We start from the raw sequence: 20,901 nt of genomic DNA, 5'->3' as shown, positions 1-20,901 counted from the left end.
GTGAATCAACTGAGCCGGCGCGAAGGGCAGGGTTGCATGGGGCGGAGAGGTCGCACGACCGGGGAGGCCGGCCGTCTCAATCCGATAGTCGCGCGATCACCGCAACCGGCCCGCCGCCCGGTGGGCCCTGATGCTCGGCGCCGCCGGAGACGTAGACCGCGCCGGTGCCGGCAAGGCCTGCGATCAGGCCGCCGACCGCGGCGCGGGCGTGGCGCGTCGAGCTGATGTCGGTATCCTCCAGCATGGTGTGGCGAAAGCCGCGTACGCTGCCATCAGGCGAGGCCTCCGCCTTGGCGAAGATGTTGACGAGCTCGCGGCCGGCTTCCGCTTGCGGCGCGACGCCAAGCCCGACGCTCTTCAGCGCCGACGTCACTGCGGCGGCGTCGATCGCATCGCTCATCACGGCGTGGCCGATTTCGAATTCGCTGACCGATGCCGCCGAATTGCCGAGCACGATGACGACGTTGTGCATCAGCTCGATTCCGGCCGAGGTGGACGCCACCTTCGAGAACAGATCGTAGCGACGCAGCACGTCCTCGTCGCTGATGTCGGAGCCGGTCTCGCCGAGCGCGACCGCAACGCCGAGCGCGGAGGCGCCGCGCGAATAGGCCATCGAGCCGTAGGCGCTGGTCGTCGCCGTCTTGTTGCCGCGTGCGCTTGCGGCCTCGACGCGATCGCTGGTGAGCAGCGGGCACTTGATCTGCACGAAATGGACGTCGGCGGGATCGGTGATGCCGGCGTCCGCCATCGCGGCCTTCACGGCCGCGGCCGTCTCCGCGATCTGCGCGGCGCGTCCGAGCTCCTCCGGCAGGAAGTCCCGTGTGTGCGCCATGCCGATGCTCAGGCGCTTGCCCGACAAGCCCGCCGGCGGCCGCTCGATCTCGCGGCGCGTGAACACGGTGATGTGCGGGCTGAGCACGCCTTCGGTGCCGCCGGACATCACGAAGGCGATGCGCTGCTCGACCTCCTCCGGGGACAAGCTGAGCTGCGGCGCCAGAGCCGTGCACAGCGCGGCGACGGCATATTCCCGGGTAAAGTCGTTGACGCCGCCATTGCCCTCGGTCTTGCCGAGAATGGCGAGGATCGATTTGGGATCGATCGCGCCGGCGCCGATCATGGCCATGAGGCCGGAGACGTCGCCGGGTCCCTTGGTGGCGATCTTGATGACGCCGACCGATGTCGTCCGCATGACTGGTCCTCAGAGTTCGGTGGTCCGGCGGTGCAAACAGCCGTTGAACCGGGGCGCATGTCAAGCCACTGGCCGCAACCTTTCATCCGTCACCCTGAGGTGCGAGCCCTGCGGCGCAACGCGTCGCTGGGCGAGCCTCGAAGGATGCACGGCCCGGCTGCATCTCGGCCGTTCATCCTTCGAGGCTTCCTTCGCAGCGCTATGCGCGCTGCGGCGTTCGCACCTCAGGATGACGGGTCTGCTATTTTGGTCCGGCGCAACGCAACAGAGGAGCCTTCGCCATCCCCATGATTGTGGCGAGATCGCATCGGTTCAACAAAAAATCGTCTGTCGACGGTTGCGCGCGGCACCTTGATGAATCAACCTCGGTTGGTCCATAAGCGGCGTCCCGCGACCGGATTTCGGTTTGCGTCGCGTGCTTGGAGAGAGGGATTCTCGCGTGGCAAATATCAACCAGAAAATTGCGCAGGAGCTTGGGGTTCGGGCCGAGCAGGTCGAGGCGGCGGTGACGCTGCTCGACGGCGGCGCCACGGTTCCCTTCATCGCCCGCTACCGCAAGGAAGCGACCGGTGCGCTCGACGACGCGCAATTGCGCACCCTGGAGGAGCGCCTGGGCTACCTGCGCGAGCTCGAAGACCGCCGCAAGGCGATCCTCGAATCGGTCCGCGAGCAGGGCAAGCTCGATGCCGCACTCGAAGCCACGATCATGGCCGCCGACAGCAAGGCGCGCCTGGAAGACATCTATCTGCCGTTCAAGCCGAAGCGCCGCACCAAGGCCGAGATCGCCAAGGAAGCCGGCCTGGAGCCGCTCGCCAATCAGCTGATGGCCGAACCCGGCAACGATCCCAAGGTCGTCGCCGAAGGCTTTATCAACGCCGAGAAGGGCGTGGCTGACGCCGCCGCCGCACTCGACGGCGCCCGCGCCATCCTGGTCGAGCGGTTTGACGAAGACGCCGATCTGATCGGCGCGCTGCGCGAGGAGATGTGGACCAATGCGCGCATGGCCTCCAAGGTGCGCGATGGCAAGAAGACCGAGGGCGAAAAATTCGCCGACTATTTCGAGTTCTCCGAGCCGCTGACCAGGCTGCCGTCGCACCGCATCCTGGCGATGTTCCGCGGCGAGAAGGAAGAAATCCTCGATCTGCAGATTCAGGCCGAGGCGGAAGCGCCGCCGCCCGGCGTGCCGAGCGCCTACGAATTGAAGATCATGAAGCGTTTCGGCATCGCCGACCTCAAGCGTGCCGGCGACCGCTGGCTGATCGACACCGTGCGCTGGGCCTGGCGCACCAAGATCCAGGTGCATCTCAACATCGACCTGCGCATGCGGCTGTGGAATGCGGCCGAGACCGAGGCCGTGCGCGTGTTCGCGTCCAATTTGCGCGACCTGCTGCTGGCCGCGCCCGCCGGCACCCGCGTCACCATGGGGCTCGATCCCGGCTACCGCACCGGCGTCAAGGTCGCCGTCACCGACGCGACCGGCAAGGTCGTCGATACCGCCGTGATCTATCCGCACGAGCCGCAGCGGCAATGGAACGAGTCGCTCGCGATCCTCGGCAAGCTCGCGCTCAAGCACCGTGTCGAGCTGATCGCGATCGGCAACGGCACGGCCTCGCGCGAGACCGACAAGCTCGCAGGCGATCTCGTCAAGGGCCTGGCCGAGCTGAAGATGAACAAGATCGTGGTGTCGGAAGCCGGCGCGTCGGTCTATTCGGCCTCGGCCTTTGCCTCGGAGGAACTGCCCGGTCTCGACGTCACCCTGCGCGGCGCGGTCTCGATCGCGCGGCGGCTCCAGGATCCGCTTGCCGAGCTCGTCAAGATCGAGCCGAAGGCGATCGGCGTCGGCCAGTATCAGCACGACCTCGGTCAGGCCAAGCTCGCCAAGTCGCTCGATGCCGTGGTCGAAGACTGCGTGAACGCCGTCGGCGTCGACGTCAACACCGCCTCGGCGCCGCTGCTCGCCCGCGTGTCGGGCGTGGGCTCGGGCCTTGCGCAGAGCATCGTGGCACATCGTGACGCCAACGGCCCGTTCAAGTCGCGCAAGGCGCTCAAGGACGTGCCGCGGCTCGGGCCGAAGGCGTTCGAGCAGTGCGCGGGCTTTTTGCGCATTCTCGGCGGCGAGGATCCGCTCGATGCCTCCGGCGTGCATCCGGAAGCCTATCCGGTGGTGCGCCGGATTCTCGTGGCCACCAAGAGCGATATCAAGGCGCTGATCGGCAGCAGCGAGATCGTGCGCACGCTGAAGCCGAAGGATTTCGTCGACGAGACCTTCGGTCTGCCGACCGTCACCGACATCCTGCGCGAGCTCGAAAAGCCCGGCCGCGACCCGCGTCCGGCGTTCAAGGCCGCGGTGTTCAAGGAGGGTGTCGAGGAGATCAAGGATCTCAAGAAGGGCATGATCCTCGAAGGCACCGTGACCAACGTCGCCGCCTTCGGCGCCTTCGTCGACATCGGGGTGCACCAGGACGGCCTCGTGCACATCTCGGCGATGTCGAAGACCTTCATCAAGGACCCGCGCGAGGTGGTGAAGCCCGGCGACATCGTCAAGGTGAAGGTGCTGGACTTCGAGGTCGCCCGCAAGCGCATCTCGCTGACCTTGCGGCTCGACGACGAGGTCGGCGCCAAGAAGGACGCCCCCGGCATGCAGCGCGACAATGGTGCGCGCAATGCAGCCCGCATGACCTCGTCGGCGCCGCGCAAGCAGGAATCCTCCGGCGGCGGCGCGCTCGCCGAAGCCCTGCGCCGCGCGGCGGAGAAGAACAACGGCAAGCGGGTGTGAGTTTTAACCTCTCCCCGCTCTTCTGCGGGAGAGGTCGGATCGCGTCAGCGATCCGGGTGAGGGGCAGGGCACCAAGTCGCCAAGATGGAAAGTCCATCCGACTCGAAGGACGACTGCGTATCGAAGGTTGGGCCTCCAATTCAAATCGCATTCGCGGATGCAGCCCCTCACCCCACCCTCTCCCCGTAAGAACGGGGAGAGGGAGCGAGAGAGCGCGCGTTCCTGACTTCAGCGTCAGAATCTGGCGCATTTGTAAGTTGATAGAGACAGCTCGTTCTCCTCTTCTGATCCTCCGGGTGCGGCGGGCGACCGCCGCACTGCAAGGAGGGTTTTCAGATGAACAACAGGCTTCTCACAGGCATCGTCGCAGCGGCACTTGCTGCGACGCTGGCGGTCGCCTCGCCCGTTCTCGCCCGCGGCGGCCCCCCCCCCCCCCCCCCCCCCCCCTGGCGGGCATGGCGGCGGCGGCTTCGGCGGCGGCGGGCATTTCGGCGGCGGAGGGATGCACGTCGGCGGTATGGGCGGCGGCATGCACGTCGGCGGCATGGGCGGTGCTCATTTCGGTGGCGCGCGCTTTGCCGGCTCGCCGATGGCCGCCCACGCTGCCATCGGGCCGCGCTTTGCCGGTGCACCGTTAGCAACCCGCGCGGCCTTCGTCGGGCCGCGCTTTGCCGGCGCAGGCTTTCACAACCGGCCCTTCATCGGCCGCCACGCCTTCTTCTTCCGGCATCACCGCTTCCATCGCTTCGCCTTCTTCGGCGCGCCCTTCGTCTACGCCAGCTACTATGATGGCTGCTGGCGCCGGACCTGGACGCCCTATGGTTGGCACTGGGTCAATGTGTGCGGGGATTACTGGTACTAGCATCGCCGTACCGCACCATTGTCGCGATCGCCATCGGACGGTTCCGCTCAGCCCCGGAACGGGATAGTCTGGTGGCGATCGTCGCGCGGAGTTTTGCATGACCGGAGGTCACCGCCGCATCCTGGTCGTCGAGGACGATCCGGAAACCGCAGGCCAGCTCGTCGAGGAGTTGACGACCTCCGGCTATGAGGTCGATCTCGCCGCCACGGGGCGCGAAGCCCTGAGCCAGGGCGCCGCGCGCGACTATGCCGTGATCACCATCGACCGCATGCTGCCCGACATCGACGGCATCGCCGTGATGCGCCAATTGCGCGGCGACGGCATCGCAGCCCCATTCCTGATCATCTCGGCGCTCGGCGAGGTCGACGACCGCGTGCGCGGCCTGCGCGCCGGCGGGGACGACTATCTCGTCAAGCCGTTCTCCTTCGTCGAGCTTCTTGCGCGGCTGGAGGCCTTGGGCCGCCGCAGCGAGACCATCGCCAAGGAGACGCTGCTGCGCGTCGGCGACCTCGCCATCGACCTGATCGCGCGCAACGCCAGCCGCCGCGGCCGCAAAATTCCGCTGCTGCCGCGCGAGTTTCAGCTGCTCGAATATCTCGTCCGCAACGAGGGCCGCGTCGTCTCGCGCGCGATGCTGCTCCAGCACGTCTGGGACCTGCATTTCGATCCCTCCACCAACATCATCGACGTCTATGTCGGGCGCGTCCGCCGCAAGGTCGACGATGCCCAGGCCTATCCGCTGATCCATACCATCCGCGGCATCGGATATTGTCTCCGTGCTCCTGGCTAAGACGCTACGTTCCTCGACCTTCCGCCTGGCGCTGATCGCGATCGCGGCGTTCGGGCTGATCGTCGCGGCGATCATGGCTTATGTCTATTTCGGCACGCTCGCCTATGTCGAGAGCCGGCTCGGCACCGCCGGCGATCACGACGGCTTTACCGGCACGATCGAACTCGCCATGGTCGCGGTCGCGGTGCTGCTTCTGGTGCTCGCCGGGCTCGCAGCCGTGCTGGTGACCCGGCGCACGGTGGGGCGGATCGAGGAGATCAACGCCACCAGCCGGGCCATCATGCTGTCCGGTCTCGACCGCCGCATTCCCTTGCGCGGCAGCCACGACGAATGGGACCGCGTCGCCGAAAACCTCAACCAGATGCTCGACCGCATCGAGACGCTGATGGGCGAGGTCAAGCAGGTCAGCGACAATGTCGCCCACGATCTGCGCACCCCGCTGACGCGCATGCGCGGCCGGCTGGAAAAGGCCTATCATGCTCCGCGCAACAGCGAGGCAGATGCCGCGCTGATCGGCGACACCATCGCCGATCTCGATGCCGTGCTCGGCATGTTCGCCTCCATCACCCGGATCTCGGAGATCGAGACCCGCGCCCGCAGGAGCGCCTTTCGTGCGCTTGATCTCGCCGAGATTGCCGGCGAGGTCGTCGAGCTCTACGATGCCGCCGCCGAGCAGGTTTCGACGCGTCTCAGCCTCGGCGGCGACCGCGAGGTCGCGATCACGGGCGACCGCGACCTCCTGTTCGACGCCGTCGCCAATCTCGTCGACAACGCGATCAAGCACGGCTGCAAAGGCGGGCAGGTGATGGTGACTTGCCGCAGCGCCGATGGCGGCGCCGTGATCGCCATCGCTGACGACGGTCCGGGCATTCCGGCCGACCAGCGCGATCATGTCTTCAAGCGGTTCTACCGGCTCGAACAGAGCCGCTACACGCCGGGCAACGGCCTGGGCCTCAGCCTCGTCGCCGCGGTCGCGCGCCTTCATGGTGCCGAGATTGCGCTGCATGACAATGCGCCGGGCCTGACGGTCCAGCTCCGGTTTCCGCCGCCTGCGCAGCCCGGCACCCAACTTGCATGATCGGACTGGTACCGAGTGGAAGTCCTGCAATGTCCCGCCTGCCAGACCTCGTCATCACCAATGCTCGCACGCGCGGCCGCGAGATCGTCGACATTGCGATCACCGATGGCGTGATCACCGCGATCGGCAACCGGCTCGATCCCGGTGCACAGGCCTTTGTCGATGCCAAAGGCGGCCTGGTGACGCCGGCTTTTGTCAATCCGCACCTGCACCTCTGCAAGGTCTGGACCCTGCCGATGATGTCGGAGGCGGCGCTCGAGGCCTATCAGGGCGGCGGCATGAGCGAGGCGGCGAAGGCGGTCGATCTCGCTGCAGTGGTGAAGAGTAATTACGACGCGTCCTGGATCGTCCCGAACGCACGGCGCGCGGTGGCGCTCGCCGCGCTTCACGGCAATCTCCACATCCGCGCCTTCGCCGATGTCGACACCAAGGCCCGGCTGGAGGGCGTCAAGGCGCTGCTCGCGATCCGCGAGGAGTTTCGCGGCATCGTCGACATCCAGGTCGTGGCTTTCCCGCAGGACGGCCTGTTTCGCGAGCCCGGCGCCGACGGTCTGATGCGCAAGGCGATGGCGCTCGGGGCCGACGTCGTCGGCGGGATTCCCTGGATCGAAGCCGATGAAGAGGACATGCGCCGCCATGTCGCGTTCTGCTTCGACCTCGCGGCCGAGCACGGCGCCGAAATCTCGATGCTGCTGGACGACGTCGGCGACGCCAACATGCGCACGCTCGACATGATGGCGCGCGCGGTGATCGCGCGAGGCGTCGAGGGCCGGGCGCTCGCCCATCATTGCCGGGCGATGGCGCTCTATCCCGAGAATTATCTCCGCGAGCTGATGGTGGTGCTCGGAAAGGCCCGTGTCAGCGTCGTCAGCAATCCGCACAACGGTCCGCTGCACGCGCGGGTGAAGGAATTGCTGGGCGCGGACATCAATGTCTGCCTCGGCCAGGACGACATTTCCGACGCCTATTATCCGTTCGGGCGCAACAACATGCTGGAGGTGGCATTCCTCGCTTCGCATCTGTTGTGGATGACGAAGAAGAGCGAGTTCGAGACGCTCTACGACATGATCACCACGCGCGCCGCCACGGCGATCAACCTCGAGCTCTATGGTCTCGGGCTCGGCTGCGCAGCCAATCTGGTCGTGCTCGAGCAGGCCGACGTCACCGAGGCCCTGCGCTTCCACGCCCCGCCCAGCATCGTGATCAGCCATGGCCGCATCGTCGATACCGACCGCATGCGCGCGCTGGCGCAGACCGCGATCGGCGATTGATCCGCGCTGCTCAGAGCTCGATCACGCCGCGGCGCGCGGCATGCGCCACTGCATCGGTGCGGCCGGTGGCATCCAGCTTGTCGAGCAGCGAGCCGACATGGAATTTCACGGTGTGCACGGAGATGCCGAGCTGGCGCGCGATCATCTTGTTGGAGGCGCCCTCGGCCATCAGCGCCAGCACGTCGAGCTCGCGCTGCGTCAATGCGATGTCGTCGGGCATGCCGCGCGGATCGCGGGCAACGACCGTCGCGGCGGCCTGCTCGCCGGGTGCGGCAAGGCGCAGCCCGGCGACATTGCCGAGCAGCGCAGCCAGGCGATCGGCGAGAGCGGCATCGTCGATCTCCAGGGACAGCACGATCTCCGGCAGCTTGTTCTCGCTCACGCCTCCGGCCTCTCGCCGACCGTGACCTTGAAGCTGACCGGCTCGCCGCCGCGGCGCACCGCGACATCGACGATTGCGCCGACGCTCGAGGGTCCCAGCGTCCGCGACAGCGCGCGCACGCCGGACAGCTTCTGGTCATTGACCGCCACGATCACATCGCCCTGGCGAATGCCGGCCGCCGCCGAAGGCCCGGCCTTGTCGACACTCATCACCATCGCGCCGATACCGTCGTCGAGCCGCACCGGCTGGAGTCCGAGCCCGAGATACCCGCGCGCGATGCGGCCGCGCGCCTCTAGCTGCGGCGCGATGCGCTCGATCGTCGCCGTCGGGATCACCAGCACACGCCTTGGGCCGAGCACCGCCATGCCGAAAGCTTCACCCGTCGCATCGAGCGCAAGGCCGCCCTCCTGGCCGGGACGCAGGCGGACGTCGAGCTCGATCCGCGCATCGATGTCGCCACCGCGCAAGGAGCGCCAGCTCTTGCCGGACGCAGATACCATGCCGAGCGCGGCGCTCGGGGTATCACGGTTGGTGGCCACGACAACCGACAACGTGCCGAGGGGCGGGACCGTCGCGGCCAGCTTGACCGGGGCGACGCCAATCTCGGCACGCAGCAGCGCGATGTCGGTCGTATGGTCGCGGCCGGCGATCGTGGCGGCGACCCGGCTGCCGTCGGGGAGGCCGATCTCGACCTCGCCCTCGTCGGCCAGCGCCTCGTCGGCGGTGACGATCAGGCCGGGCTTCCAGACGAAGCCGGTCGCGCGGGAACGATGCGAATGCACGGAGACGACGGAGGGCGCGGTGCGGGCCACGACGTCCGCGAGCGCGGACGACAGTGAAGACAGAGGAGTTGGAGCGGTCATGGTGGTCTCCTGTAAGTTGTCCTCAATCTGGGATGTCGCGGGCGATTGCGAAACTGGCCGGGTGGCCAGGACAGAGCCGGCGCCGGCCGACGAACATGTGATTGGGAGCCGCTCACGGGAACGTGTAGCAATCGGCCGAGATTGCGCCGCACGGCCCTACACGTTTCCAGCGAGCCCCAACCGATGACCATCGACCTCACCCGCCGCACCCTGCTTCAACTCGCCGGCGCCACCTCGCTCGCGATGGCCGCCGCGGCTGCTGCACGCGCCGAGGGCACTGCGCAAGGCACCGGGCCGACCTATGCCAGCCGCACGCCGATGCGGGTCGGCATGGTGACGCTCCGGGTGAAGAATCTCGACACGGTTGCCGACTACTACCGCGACGTGATCGGGCTGGCCGTCATGGAGCGCTCGGCGACAGTTGCAAAGCTCGGCACGGCCGGCATCACGCTGCTCGTGCTCGAGGCGCGTCCCGATGCTGCGATCGAGCCGCGCAATGCCGCCGGCCTCTACCACACCGCCTTCCTGATGCCGACCCGCAAGGACCTCGCGCGCTGGCTGGTGCATGCCGCCTCGCATCGCGTGCCGCTATCGGGCTTTGCCGACCATCTCGTCAGCGAATCCGTCTATCTCGACGACCCCGAAGGCAACGGCATCGAGGTTTATGCCGACCGCGATCCCTCGCAATGGCAGTGGAGCGAGGGCAGCGTGAAGATGGCGACCGACGAGCTCAACATCCCCGACCTGCTGTCGCTGACCAACACGCGCATTCCCGACTACGCCAAGGCGCCGGACGGAATGCGCATCGGCCACATGCATCTGCGCGTCGGCGATCTTGCGCAGGCGGAAAGCTTCTACCACGGCACGGTCGGCCTCGACCCGACCCGCAAGCGCAATGGTGCCGCGTTCCTGTCGTCGGGGCGTTATCACCATCACCTCGGCATGAATGTCTGGCAGAGCCAGGGCGCCGGCCAGCGCGACGATCAGACGACGGGTCTCGCCTGGTTCTCGCTGGTGATGGCGAAGCCGGACATTCTCGCCGCCCAGGTGGAGCGCCTGCGCAAGGGCGGCACGCAGGTCACGGCGCTTGCGGACGGCGTGGAGGCGATCGATCCCTGGGGCACGCGGGTGCGGCTGCTCAGGGTTTGATCGCCTGCGCAGGCATTGCTAATACCCGTCAGGCGCAAACCAGTTTCCGGGACCCCTGACATGCCCGATTTCCACGGTGTCTTCCCCTATCTCGTCTCGCCCGTCGATGCCGACGGCACGGTGCGCAGGAATGTGCTCGCGAAACTCTGCGACGACCTGATTGGCGCCGGCGTTCATGGGCTGACGCCGCTCGGCTCGACCGGCGAATTCGCCTATCTCAACGCCGCGCAGCGGACTGCAATCGTGCAGACCACCATCGAGGCGGCGAAGGGCCGCGTGCCCGTGGTGGCCGGTGTGGCCTCCACCTCGACGGCCGATGCGGTGGCACGGGCGAAGGCCTATCAGAAGCTCGGCGCCGACGGCATTCTCGCGATCCTGGAGGCCTATTTCCCGCTCGCCGATGCCCAGGTCGAATCCTACTTCCGCGCCATCGCGGATGCCGTGGACATTCCTGTCGTCATCTACACCAACCCGCAATTCCAGCGCTCCGACCTCACCCTCGACATCATCGCGCGCCTCGCCGGGCATCCGCGCATCGGGTACATCAAGGACGCCTCGACCAACACCGGCCGGCTGCTCTCGATCATGAACCGCTGCGGCGATTCCTTGCGGGTGTTCTCGGCCTCCGCCCACATTCCGGCCGCGGTGATGCTGATCGGCGGGCTCGGCTGGATGGCGGGACCTGCCTGCATCATCCCACGCCAGAGCGTGGCGCTCTACGACCTCTGCAAGGCCGGCCGCTGGGACCAGGCCATGGCGCTCCAGCGCAGGCTGTGGCGCATCAACGAAGCCTTCGCCCGCTTCAATCTCGCCGCCTGCATCAAGGCCGGCCTTTCGATCCAGGGCTACGACGTCGGCGATCCCATCCCGCCGCAGGCCGCGCTGACGGCCGATGCGCGCAAGGTGGTGGAAGCGGCGCTCAGGGAGCTGGGCTGAGCTCTCTCCCCGTCGTCATGGCCGGGCTTGACCCGGCCATCCACGCCTTGCCGCGTAGCACAAAGAACGTGGATGCCCGGGACAAGCCCGGGCATGACGAATGTGTGGGTTCACCGCCCAAAACCGCGGCTGGCATGCCTCCGGTCGATCCGCTAAAAGGCAGCCCGCAGTTTTGAAGACTTGAGGACCCCACGGAATGAACATTCTTCCCGGCAATTTGCGTTTCGGAGCGGGCCAGCCCGTCAAGCGTTTGGAAGACCTGAGGCTGCTGACCGGGAAGGGGCAATTCATCGACGACAAGCCGCAAGACGGCGCGCTGTGGTTGCACGTGCTGCGCTCGCCGCATGCGCATGCCAGGATCGTTTCGATCGACACCAGCGCCGCGGCCGCGATGCCCGGCGTCACCGCGATCTACACCGGTGCGGATCTCGTCAAGGACGACGTCGGCAGCATCCCGACGCTGAGCATCTTCAAGCGCCCCGACGGCAAGCCGATGACGGTGCCGCCGCGCCGGCTGCTCGCCCATGAGATCGTGCGTTACACCGGCGAGGCGGTGGCGGCGGTGGTGGCGGCCTCCCGCGCGGAAGCGCAGAGCGCGGCCGAGGCGATCGTGGTCGAATACGACGTGCAGCCCGCGGTGGTCGACCCGGTCGAGGCGGTGAAGCCCGGCGCGCCCGTGGTGTGGCCGGAGGCGCCCGACAACATCGTCGGCGCGATGGCTTACGGCGATGCCGCCAAGGTGGACGAGGCCTTTGCCAAGGCCGCGCACACGGTCGAGCTCGATATCATCAGCCAGCGCCTCGTGCCCTCCGCGATGGAGCCGCGCTCCACCATTGCGGAGATCGACAAGAAGACCGGACGTCTCCTGCTGCATGTGCAGTCGCAGACGCCGGCCTCGACCCGCGACGTGCTGGCTGAAGCCGTGCTCAAGCGTCCCAAGGACAGCGTCCGCGTGCTGGTTGGCGACATCGGCGGCGGCTTCGGCCAGAAGACCAACCTCTATCCCGAGGACGGCATCGTCGCCTACGCCGCGACCAAGCTGAACAGGAAGATCCGCTGGCGCGGCGACCGCACCGACGAGTTCGTCGGCGGCACCCATGGCCGCGACCTCACCTCTACCGCGTCGTTCGCGCTGGACGAGAAGGGCAAGGTGCTGGCCTATCGCGTCAAGTCGATCGGCTGCACCGGCGCCTATTCCTCGGGTGCGGCGAACATCATCCCGCTGGTGCTCGGGCCGTTCGTGCAGACCGGCGTCTACGATCTGCCGCTGGTGCATTTCGAGGTGAAGTCGGTCATGACCCACACCGCGCCGGTCGGCGCCTATCGCGGTGCCGGCCGGCCCGAGGCCGTCTTCATCGTCGAGCGCCTGTTCGACGCCGCCGCGCGAAAAATCGGCATGGATCCGCGCGCGATCCGCAAAGCCAACTACATCAAGCCGGCGCAGCTGCCCTACACGAACGCTGCGGGGCAGGTGTACGATTCCGGCGCGTTCGCGCACATGCTTGATCGCGCCGTGAAGCTTGCCGATTGGGACGGCTTCGCCGCGCGCAAGAAGGCGGCGAAGAAGAAGGGCCTGCTCTACGGGCGCGGGCTCACCTCCTACATCGAATGGACCGGCGGCCGCGCCCATACCGAGAAGGTCAGCCTGCACGCGACCTCGCAGGGCCGCGTCGTCCTGCACTCCGGCACCATGGCGATGGGGCAGGGGCTTCAGACCACCTACACCCAGATGATCTCCGACACGCTCGGCATTGCCATGGACAAGATCGACGTGGTCCAGGGCGACACCGATCTCGCCATGGGCTTTGGCAGCGTCGGCTCGCGCTCGCTGTTCGTCGGCGGCACGGCCGTGGCCGTCTCGTCGAATGACCTGATCCAGAAGGCGCGCGAGAAGGCGGCGAACGTGCTGGAGACCTCGGTCGAGGACATCGAGTATCAGGGCGGCATGCTCACCGTCGTCGGCACCGATCGCCGCATCAACCTGTTCGACCTTGCCGAGAAGGAGAGCGGCGCAAAGCTCAGCGTCGATTCCGAAGGTGAGGTGGACGGTCCGAGCTGGCCGAACGGCACGCATATCTGCGAGGTCGAGATCGACCCGGAGACCGGCGTCTCCCGCGTCGTGCGCTACACCACTGTCGACGACGTTGGCGTTGCCGTGAACCCGATGCTGGTGACGGGGCAGATCCATGGCGGCGTCGCGCAGGGCATCGGCCAGGCGCTCTATGAGGGCGTCTCCTACGATGCCGACGGCCAGCTCCTCACCGCGAGCTACCAGGACTATTGCATCCCGCGCGCCGGCGACGTGCCGCCGATCGAGGTGACGCTGGACGATTCCGCGCCCTGCCGCACCAATCCGCTCGGCGCCAAGGGCTGCGGCGAATCCGGCGCCATCGGCGGCCCGCCCTGCGTCACCAACGGCGTGATGGACGCACTCGCCGAGCTCGGCATCACCCAGCTCAACACGCCCCTGACGCCGCAGAAGATCTGGCAGGCGATCAGGGACGCCAAGGCGGGCGGGTAAGCGCAACGCTTTGTTGCGCTGGCTTTCGCGACAAACTCAACTGTCGTCCCGGACAAGCGCGCCCTAAGCGCGCGCCGATCCGGGACCCAACCACAGGGAGCGGTTTGGCGCGAAGCCGGTAACTCCGAGTCCTCGTAACCACGTCCGCCTGTGGCTATGGGTCCCGGATCTGCGCTTACGCTTGTCCGGGACGACGGCGGAGGATGTGGCGCTTGTGCACGCCAAACACCGGGCTACAAGAGTCAAATCAAATCCCCAGCATCATCTTCGCGATGATGTCGCGCTGAATCTCGGACGTGCCGCCGAAGATCGTGTACGCCCGGCCGTTGAGATATTCCGGCACCACCGTCAGCATCTCCTCGGGCGTCGCCGGCTCGTGGTTGAGCTTGTAGAGCGGGCGCATCGGCTCGACGGCGAGGGCGTCGTGGCCGATCACGTCGGCGCCCAGCCGCGTCACGGCCTGGCGGATCTCGCTGTTGCGCAGCTTCAGGATCGACGACACAGCGCCCGGATTTTGTCCGGTCTGGAGCGCCGAGAGCACGCGCAACTCGGTCATCTCCAATGCGTCGATATCGACCTCGACCTCGGAGATGCGCGTGGCGATATCGGGACTGTCGATGGCGCGGCCGGTCAGGTCCGACTCGGCAAGGTCCGCGATCGCCTTCAGCCCCTCGCGCAGCTTGGCGGACGCGATGCCCGAGCCGCGCTCGAATTCGAGCAGATATTTGCCGTAGGTCCAGCCCTTGCCCTCGTCGCCGACGCGGTTGGCGACGGGCACGCGCACGTCGTCGAAGAACACCTGGTTGACCTCGTGGTCGCCGCCGATGGTGAGGATCGGGCGCGTCGTGATGCCCGGCGTCTTCATGTCGATCAGGATGAAGCTGATGCCGTCCTGCTGCCGCGGTCCGTCGCTGGTGCGCACCAGCGCGAACATGCGGCTGGCGTGGTGGGCATGCGTGGTCCAGATCTTTGTGCCGTTGATGATGTAGTCGTCGCCGTCGCGCACCGCGCGCGTCTTCAGCGACGACAGGTCGGAGCCCGAGCCCGGCTCGGAGTAACCCTGGCACCAATAATCCTCGCCGGAGAGAATGCGCGGCAGGTAAAAGTTCTTCTGCTCCGGCGAGCCAAAGCCGATGATGACGGGCCCGACCATCTTCACGCCCATCACGTTGACGTTCGGCACGCCGGCGCGTGCGGACTCAGTCTCGAAGATCCAGCGCTGCGCCGGCGTCCAGTCCGGCCCGCCATATTCGACCGGCCAGCCCGGCGCGCCCCAGCCCTGCCTGTGCAGCGCGCGCTGCCAGGCCATGCCGATGTCAGGATCGGAGAACACCGACGGCGTCAGCGCGGTCGCGCGCTTCATCTCCTCGGTGAGATTTTTGGCGATGAAGCCGCGCACCTCGTCCTGGAAGGCGCGCTCCTCGGCATTGAACGACAGGTCCATGATGCGCTCCTTTCCGTTCAGGCCGGCACGCCGGCACGGCCAAGCCGGGCGTGGCGGGCATAGTGGTGCGCGCTGCCGCCGAACAGCGTGTCGAAGGCGACGAGCCGCTTGAAATAGGCGCCGACCTCGAGCTCCTCGGTGACGCCCATGCCGCCGTGGAGCTGGATCGACTGCTCGCCGACGAAGCGCGCGCATTTGCCGATCTTCGCCTTTGCGCCCGACGCGGCCCGCGCGCGCTCGATCGGCGTGCTGTCTGCCTTCAGCGCTGCGCGCAGCGCCATCGAGCGCGCCTCGTCCACCTGCATCGCCATGTCGGCGAGGCGATGGCGGATCACCTGGTTGGCGGACAGCGGCCGGCCGAACTGTTTCCGGATCTTGGTGTATTCCAGCGTCGTCTCCAGCAGCGTCTGCATGATGCCGACGGCTTCAGCGCCGAGCGCGGCCATGGCGCGATCGATCGCCCATTCGATTGCGGGCAGCGCATCCTTGCCGTCGCCGAGCAGGGCGTCCTCCGGAAGATGCACGTCGGGCAGCTCGATATTGCAGGCGCGCCCGCCACCGAGCCGCGGATAGTCGGAGATCGAGAGGCTCGGCGCCGTTGCCGGCACCAGGAACAGGCCGATCCGCCCCGACGGCCCCCGATGATCGTGAATATGCGCGGAGACGATGATCTCGTCGGCGGCATGGCCGTCGAGCACGGCGATCTTGCTGCCGGTAAGGCGCCAGCCCTGCGCGGTCTTGTTGGCGGCGGTCGCGACTTTTGCAAGATCGAACCGCGCTGCGCGTTCGGAATGCGCAAGAGCCAGCTTCAACGATCCGTCCGCGATCTTCGGCAGGCTCGCCTGCTTCTGCGCGGTGCTGCCGCATCTGTCGATCAGCGCAGCTCCAAGCACGACCGTCGCGACATAAGGCTCCGACACCAGTCCGCGGCCGAAGGCTTCCATCAAGATGCCGATCTCGACCGCACCACCGCCGAGCCCATCAAATTCCTCCGGGATCGGCAACGCCAGCCAGCCGAGCTCGGCAAACTGCGTCCAGACATCAGGGCTGAAGCCGAGCGGGTCGTTCGCCATCTTGCGGCGATGATCGGCATCGTAGCTCTCGGCCACGAAGCGTTCCGCGCTTTCGCGCAACAGCCGTTGCTCGTCACTGAGATTGAGGTCCATGACCTTACTCCGCGGCCGGCGGCGGCTTGCGCACGGAGGGATGCAGGCCGGATGGATCGACGATCATGCCGAACTCCTGAAGGTTATGGGCGTGACAGAGCTGATGCAGGGCGAAGGCCTGGTCGATTGCAGCCGGCTGGCCCATCACGTCGACGGAGCGGTTCACGGCCTCCTTGGTCAACTTCAGCGCGAAGGATGGTTTTGATGCGATCCGGCGCGCCAGCTCCAGCACGCGCGACGACAGCTCCGCGCGCGGCACGACCTGGTTGACCATGCCGAGCTGATGCGCCTCCTGCGCGCTCCAGCTGTCGGCCGTGAACAGGAATTCCTTGGCCTTGCGCGGGCCGAGCTCCCAGGGATGCACGAACCATTCGACGCCGCAGACGCCCATGGTGACCACGGGATCGCAGAACTGCGCATCGTCGCTGGCGACGATGAGGTCGCAGGCCCAGGCCAGCATCAAGCCGCCGGCGATGCACTTGCCGTGCACCTCGGCGATTACAGGCTTGGCGAGGTTGCGCCAGCGCCGCGTGATCTGGAGATATATTTCCTGCTCGCGCGCGAAGCGGCCATGGGCATTGGCTTCCGCGAAGCCGCCCCAATTTCCGATCGGCGGAAAATCGACGCCCGCTTCATTCTTGCCGCCCGGGCGCAGATCGTGGCCTGAGGAGAAGTGCGGCCCGTTGCCAGCGAGGATGATCACCTTGACCGCGTCGTCCTGCACCGCGGCATCGAAGGCGGCGTTGAGATCGTAGGTCATTTGCAGGTTCTGCGCGTTGCGCGCATCGGGCCGGTTCATCACGACGCGGGCAATCGCCGGCTCCGGCCGCTCCACGAGGATGGTCTCGAACGAGGACATCGCGTTCCCCCTGGCGTTTCCGTTTGGTCTTATTGTTTCGTTGAGTTGACTATGTTGGCCAGTGATAGGCAAGGGGCTTGCGTCAATCGGCTGCTTTTCGCGCCGCCGGCACAAGATGTCTGGCACCGCGCGCGGTCAATCTGGTAGTTTGCACCGGATTCCACCGGGAGAAATTTGATGCGCAAAATCCTGACCGTGCTGGCAGCGCTGGCCTCGCTCAGCCTCACCAATTGCGGCTACAACGCGATCCAGAGCGAGGACGAGCAGATCAAGGCCAACTGGTCCGAAGTCGTGAACCAGTATCAGCGCCGCGCCGATCTCGTGCCCAATCTGGTCAACTCGGTAAAGGGCTTTGCCCAGCAGGAGAAGGACGTGCTGCTCGGCGTGACCAATGCGCGCGCCAAGGTCGGCAGCATCCAGGCGACGCCGGAGGTGCTGAACGACCCCGCGGCCTTCCAGAAGTTCCAGGCCGCCCAGGGCGAGCTCTCCAGCGCGCTGTCGCGCCTCCTGGTCGTCACCGAAAACTACCCGCAGCTCAAGTCGGACGCGCTGTTCAAGGACCTGATGTCCCAGCTCGAAGGCACCGAGAACCGCATCACGGTGGCGCGCAACCGCTACATCAAGGCGGTGCAGGAGTACAACGTCACCATCCGCTCGTTCCCGAGCAATCTCACCGCGATGATGTTCGGCTACAAGGAGAAGCCGAACTTCTCGGTGGAGAACGAGAAGGCGATCTCGACCGCACCGAAGGTCGATTTCAATCCGGCGCCTGCGCCGTCGAAGTAAACGCGTTCAGCCCCGATGCGCACCACATCCTCCGCTGTCATTCCCCGCGAAAGCGGGGAATCCAGCACGCCGCGGCTTCTCCGTCATCCGCCGGCGTCTCTGGAATACTGGATCGCCCGGACAAGCCGGGCGATGACGACGAGGTTGTGGCGAACGATTGCCGTATTCGCACTCGTCCTCGCCTTCGTCCTCCCAGCCTCCGCGGACGTCGCGGTGCCACAACTCACCGGCCGCGTGGTCGACCAGACCGGCACGCTCTCCAGCGGCGACATCGCCGCGCTGTCGCAGAAGCTGCGCGATTTCGAGACGCGCAAGGGCAGCCAGATCGCCGTGCTGATCGTGCCGACCACGCAGCCGGAGACGATCGAGCAGTTCTCGATCCGCGTTGCGGAGTCCTGGAAGCTCGGCCGCAAGAAAGTCGACGACGGCGCGATCCTCGTCGTTGCCAAGAACGACCGGCATTTGCGCATCGAGGTCGGCTACGGCCTCGAAGGCGCGCTCACCGACGTCACCTCGCGGCGGATCATCGACGAGATCATCACACCGAAATTCAGAACGGGCGATTTCAGCGGCGGCATCTCGGATGGCGTCGATCGGATGATCCGCGTCATCGACGGCGAGCCGCTGCCGGTTCCTTCGCCCAGCGTGAATTTCGGCCATCTGGACGATCTCGCGCCGCTCTTCATCGTGACGCTGTTCGCCTCGATCGGGGTCGGCGGGTTCTTCCGGGCCATGCTGGGGCGGCTGCTCGGATCATTGGCGACCGGGGGTATCATCGCGGCATTGACCTGGCTCATTCTCGGCTCTTTCGCGCTTGCCATGGCGCTCGGAGCCCTCGGCTTCATTATCGGGTTCATCGCCGATCTGTTTTCCGCGATGGGGCCAGGCTCGGGGTCGTCGCGTCGGGGCTCGTGGTCGAGCGGATCCTCGGGAGGCGGCTGGAGCAGCGGATCGTCGGGCAGCAGCGACAGCGGCAGCGGCAGCTTCAGCGGTGGCGGTGGCAGTTTTGGCGGCGGCGGCGCCTCGGGGAGCTGGTAGCGGTCATGAGCATCAAGCGCATTGCCAGACATCTGGTGCAGCATCATTGGCGGGCAAAGCAGATCTTTCCGCCAAAGGTGCTCAGCCGCATCGAGCAGGCGATCAAGCAGGGTGAGACCACGCATTCCGGCCAGGTCCGCTTCGTCGTCGAAGGCGCGCTCGACGGCCGCCCCCTGTTCCGCAACCAGCCGGCGCGCGAGCGTGCGATCGACGTGTTCTCGCACCTGCGCGTCTGGGACACCGCGCACAACAACGGCGTCCTCATCTATCTCCTGCTCGCCGACCGCGACGTCGAGATCATCGCCGACCGCGGCATCGACGCGAAGGTGGGCGCGGCGGGCTGGGAGACCATTTGCCGCGCCATGGAGGCGCAGTTCAGGTCCGGCCAGTTCGAGCACGGCGTGATCGACGGCATCGCGGCGGTGTCGCGCGAGTTGGCGAAGCATTTTCCGCCAGGCGGCCCGCATCGCAACGAGCTGCCGGATGCGCCGGTGGTGATGTGACGGACGGGCGATAATCCGCATTCCGTCATTGCGAGCGCAGCGAAGCAATCCAGAGTCTTTCCGCGGTGGCAGTCTGGATTGCTTCGCTAAGGCCTCGAAGGGCGACGGCCCGGCTGTTGCGCGGCCGTTCATCTTCCCCGGTTACAATTTGTTTCATACCCGCCACACCGGTTCCACTTTCCCGGCCCAATTCGGCCCCGGATAACTTCCTAAAATTTCGGTAAGCGGGTCCCGAAGTAAGGATTTCGCAAGCAATGAAAGTTACCAAAAGGTCAATCCAGACTGGAGTATTTGAGCCGTGAGCGAACCAATGGCTGAGCAGGCTGCCCAAGACACGAGCGTCGTCGAAGCTGCGACCGCGCCGCAGGCCGTCGAAGCTGCCGGGATCGAGGCGCCCTCGATCGCCCCCGACCATGAGGCGCCGCCCAAGCCCGATCCGGTCAAGATCGAGCCGCCGCGGATCGAGGTGCCGAAGTTTGAGGCCAGGGTTGAGCCGAAGGCCGAGAGCAAGCCCGAGCCGAAGCCCGGCAAGCTCATCGTCATGCCCCCGTCGGACCGCGCCTGGGACCGCGAGGATTTCGCCCCGCACGTGAAGGCGGACGAGCCGCGCGAGGCCGGCGGCAAGCGCCGGCTGTCGGCGATGGTCGCAGTGGTGGCGATTGCCGCCAGCGTCGGTGCGATCAGCGGTGCGCTTGCAACTGCCGGCATGATGCACTTTGCCGCTCCGGCGCCGGCGCAGGTCGCCGACACCAGCGCGCTGGATGCCTCCGTCGCGCGGATCGATGCCGACCTCGTCGCGCTCAAGGCGAATGTCGAGCACACCTCCAAGACCGGTCTCAGCCAGTTCAACCGGGCCAACGACCGCCTCGACAAGCTCGAGAAGGCGCAGGCCGAGCCGATGGCCAGGATCGCAAAACTGTCCGAGACCGTGGACAAGCTCCGTGCCACGCCGCCCGCCGCTCCCGCGCAGGCCGCAGCCGCGGCGCCCGCCAAGGAGACCACCGGCTCGATCGCGCCGACCCAGGTTGCGACCGCGGCCGCCGCACCGGCTCCGGTGCCCGCCGCGCCCAGGACCGAGGTCGGCCGGCTCCCGACGATCGAGGGCTGGGTGCTGCGTGACGTCTCGAACGGCGGTGCGCTGATCGAGGGCCGCGGAGGCCTCTACGAGGTCTATGCCGGCGATCCCATTCCCGGCGTCGGCCGCGTCGATGCGATCCGCCGCCAGGACGGCCGCTGGGTGGTTGTGACCAGCAAGGGCCTGATCGTCGCGCGCTAAGCTGTCGACATT

At 66.8% G+C, this 20,901-nt stretch carries 19 protein-coding genes; 12 read left to right on the top strand and 7 right to left on the bottom strand.

Translation table 11 applies throughout. From position 1 onward, the window contains the following. Positions 1-76: 76 nt before the first annotated feature. Entirely contained in the window at positions 77-1,189 is a 1,113-nt protein-coding gene (locus tag XI09_RS23305) for a ring-opening amidohydrolase (RefSeq protein WP_271568940.1), read from the bottom strand. A gap of 439 nt (positions 1,190-1,628) precedes the next feature. Between XI09_RS23305 and XI09_RS23300 the strand changes: the two genes are divergently transcribed. After that, entirely contained in the window at positions 1,629-3,965 is a 2,337-nt protein-coding gene (locus tag XI09_RS23300; protein WP_271568939.1) for a Tex family protein, read from the top strand. A gap of 352 nt (positions 3,966-4,317) precedes the next feature. Here XI09_RS23300 and XI09_RS23295 read toward each other — a convergent pair whose 3' ends face one another. Next, positions 4,318-4,524 carry a hypothetical protein gene (locus XI09_RS23295; protein ID WP_271568938.1) on the bottom strand — a complete coding sequence of 69 codons (207 nt, stop codon included), beginning with the start codon at positions 4,522-4,524 and terminating at the stop codon, positions 4,318-4,320. Between XI09_RS23295 and XI09_RS23290 the strand changes: the two genes are divergently transcribed. From XI09_RS23290 to XI09_RS23275, 4 genes are all read left to right on the top strand, one after another. Continuing rightward, positions 4,510-4,827: a hypothetical protein gene (locus tag XI09_RS23290; protein WP_271568937.1), complete on the top strand. Its 318-nt coding sequence runs from the start codon at positions 4,510-4,512 to the stop codon at positions 4,825-4,827. The two genes, XI09_RS23295 and XI09_RS23290, sit on opposite strands and share 15 nt — an antisense overlap. Positions 4,828-4,924: 97 nt before the next feature. Further along, positions 4,925-5,617: a response regulator transcription factor gene (locus tag XI09_RS23285; protein WP_271568936.1), complete on the top strand. Its 693-nt coding sequence runs from the start codon at positions 4,925-4,927 to the stop codon at positions 5,615-5,617. Beyond that, positions 5,604-6,695, top strand: a complete 1,092-nt coding sequence (locus XI09_RS23280; RefSeq protein ID WP_271568935.1) for a sensor histidine kinase — start codon at positions 5,604-5,606, stop codon at positions 6,693-6,695. The genes XI09_RS23285 and XI09_RS23280 overlap by 14 nt, the downstream gene beginning before the upstream one ends. A gap of 29 nt (positions 6,696-6,724) precedes the next feature. Beyond that, positions 6,725-7,966 (top strand): amidohydrolase family protein, encoded by a 1,242-nt coding sequence (locus XI09_RS23275; RefSeq protein WP_271568934.1) that lies wholly within the window; start codon positions 6,725-6,727, stop codon positions 7,964-7,966. A 10-nt stretch (positions 7,967-7,976) separates the two neighbouring features. Here XI09_RS23275 and XI09_RS23270 read toward each other — a convergent pair whose 3' ends face one another. Together XI09_RS23270 and XI09_RS23265 are read right to left on the bottom strand one after the other, a co-directional pair. Next, positions 7,977-8,348 (bottom strand): response regulator transcription factor, encoded by a 372-nt coding sequence (locus tag XI09_RS23270; protein ID WP_271568933.1) that lies wholly within the window; start codon positions 8,346-8,348, stop codon positions 7,977-7,979. Then, complete coding sequence (locus XI09_RS23265; RefSeq protein WP_271568932.1) at positions 8,345-9,211, bottom strand: S1C family serine protease; 867 nt, start codon at positions 9,209-9,211, stop codon at positions 8,345-8,347. Before XI09_RS23265 ends, XI09_RS23270 begins: the two co-directional genes overlap by 4 nt. 183 nt (positions 9,212-9,394) lie before the next feature. Between XI09_RS23265 and XI09_RS23260 the strand changes: the two genes are divergently transcribed. The 3 genes from XI09_RS23260 to XI09_RS23250 all read left to right on the top strand — a co-directional run bounded on the left by XI09_RS23260 (position 9,395) and on the right by XI09_RS23250 (position 13,817). Beyond that, positions 9,395-10,360, top strand: a complete 966-nt coding sequence (locus XI09_RS23260; protein ID WP_271568931.1) for a VOC family protein — start codon at positions 9,395-9,397, stop codon at positions 10,358-10,360. A 60-nt stretch (positions 10,361-10,420) separates the two neighbouring features. Then, on the top strand, positions 10,421-11,296 hold the full coding sequence (locus XI09_RS23255) for a dihydrodipicolinate synthase family protein (RefSeq protein ID WP_271568930.1): 876 nt from the start codon (positions 10,421-10,423) through the stop codon (positions 11,294-11,296). 196 nt (positions 11,297-11,492) lie between these two features. Next, positions 11,493-13,817: a xanthine dehydrogenase family protein molybdopterin-binding subunit gene (locus XI09_RS23250; protein WP_271568929.1), complete on the top strand. Its 2,325-nt coding sequence runs from the start codon at positions 11,493-11,495 to the stop codon at positions 13,815-13,817. Between the two features lie 247 nt (positions 13,818-14,064). On the opposite strand, the gene XI09_RS23245 is transcribed toward XI09_RS23250, so the two are convergent. Genes XI09_RS23245 through XI09_RS23235 form a run of 3 tightly spaced genes read right to left on the bottom strand, consistent with a single transcriptional unit; the run spans position 14,065 to position 17,286 of the window. Continuing rightward, entirely contained in the window at positions 14,065-15,261 is a 1,197-nt protein-coding gene (locus XI09_RS23245) for an acyl-CoA dehydrogenase family protein (RefSeq protein WP_271568928.1), read from the bottom strand. 17 nt (positions 15,262-15,278) lie between these two features. Beyond that, positions 15,279-16,427, bottom strand: coding sequence for an acyl-CoA dehydrogenase family protein (locus tag XI09_RS23240; protein ID WP_271568927.1), 1,149 nt, complete (start codon positions 16,425-16,427; stop codon positions 15,279-15,281). Between the two features lie 4 nt (positions 16,428-16,431). After that, positions 16,432-17,286, bottom strand: coding sequence for an enoyl-CoA hydratase (locus XI09_RS23235; protein ID WP_271568926.1), 855 nt, complete (start codon positions 17,284-17,286; stop codon positions 16,432-16,434). Between the two features lie 177 nt (positions 17,287-17,463). On the opposite strand from XI09_RS23235, the gene XI09_RS23230 reads away from it, so the two are divergent. From XI09_RS23230 to XI09_RS23215, 4 genes are all read left to right on the top strand, one after another. After that, entirely contained in the window at positions 17,464-18,072 is a 609-nt protein-coding gene (locus tag XI09_RS23230; RefSeq protein ID WP_271568925.1) for a LemA family protein, read from the top strand. 132 nt (positions 18,073-18,204) lie between these two features. Beyond that, on the top strand, positions 18,205-19,110 hold the full coding sequence (locus XI09_RS23225) for a TPM domain-containing protein (RefSeq protein WP_271568924.1): 906 nt from the start codon (positions 18,205-18,207) through the stop codon (positions 19,108-19,110). A gap of 5 nt (positions 19,111-19,115) precedes the next feature. Continuing rightward, positions 19,116-19,613 carry a TPM domain-containing protein gene (locus tag XI09_RS23220; protein WP_271568923.1) on the top strand — a complete coding sequence of 166 codons (498 nt, stop codon included), beginning with the start codon at positions 19,116-19,118 and terminating at the stop codon, positions 19,611-19,613. A gap of 310 nt (positions 19,614-19,923) precedes the next feature. Next, on the top strand, positions 19,924-20,889 hold the full coding sequence (locus tag XI09_RS23215) for a hypothetical protein (RefSeq protein WP_271568922.1): 966 nt from the start codon (positions 19,924-19,926) through the stop codon (positions 20,887-20,889). Positions 20,890-20,901 lie beyond the last annotated feature (12 nt).

This window comes from Bradyrhizobium sp. CCBAU 11386 (assembly GCF_028128955.1).
GTDB lineage: Bacteria > Pseudomonadota > Alphaproteobacteria > Rhizobiales > Xanthobacteraceae > Bradyrhizobium.
This window is presented reverse-complemented; position numbering and strand designations above follow the sequence as displayed.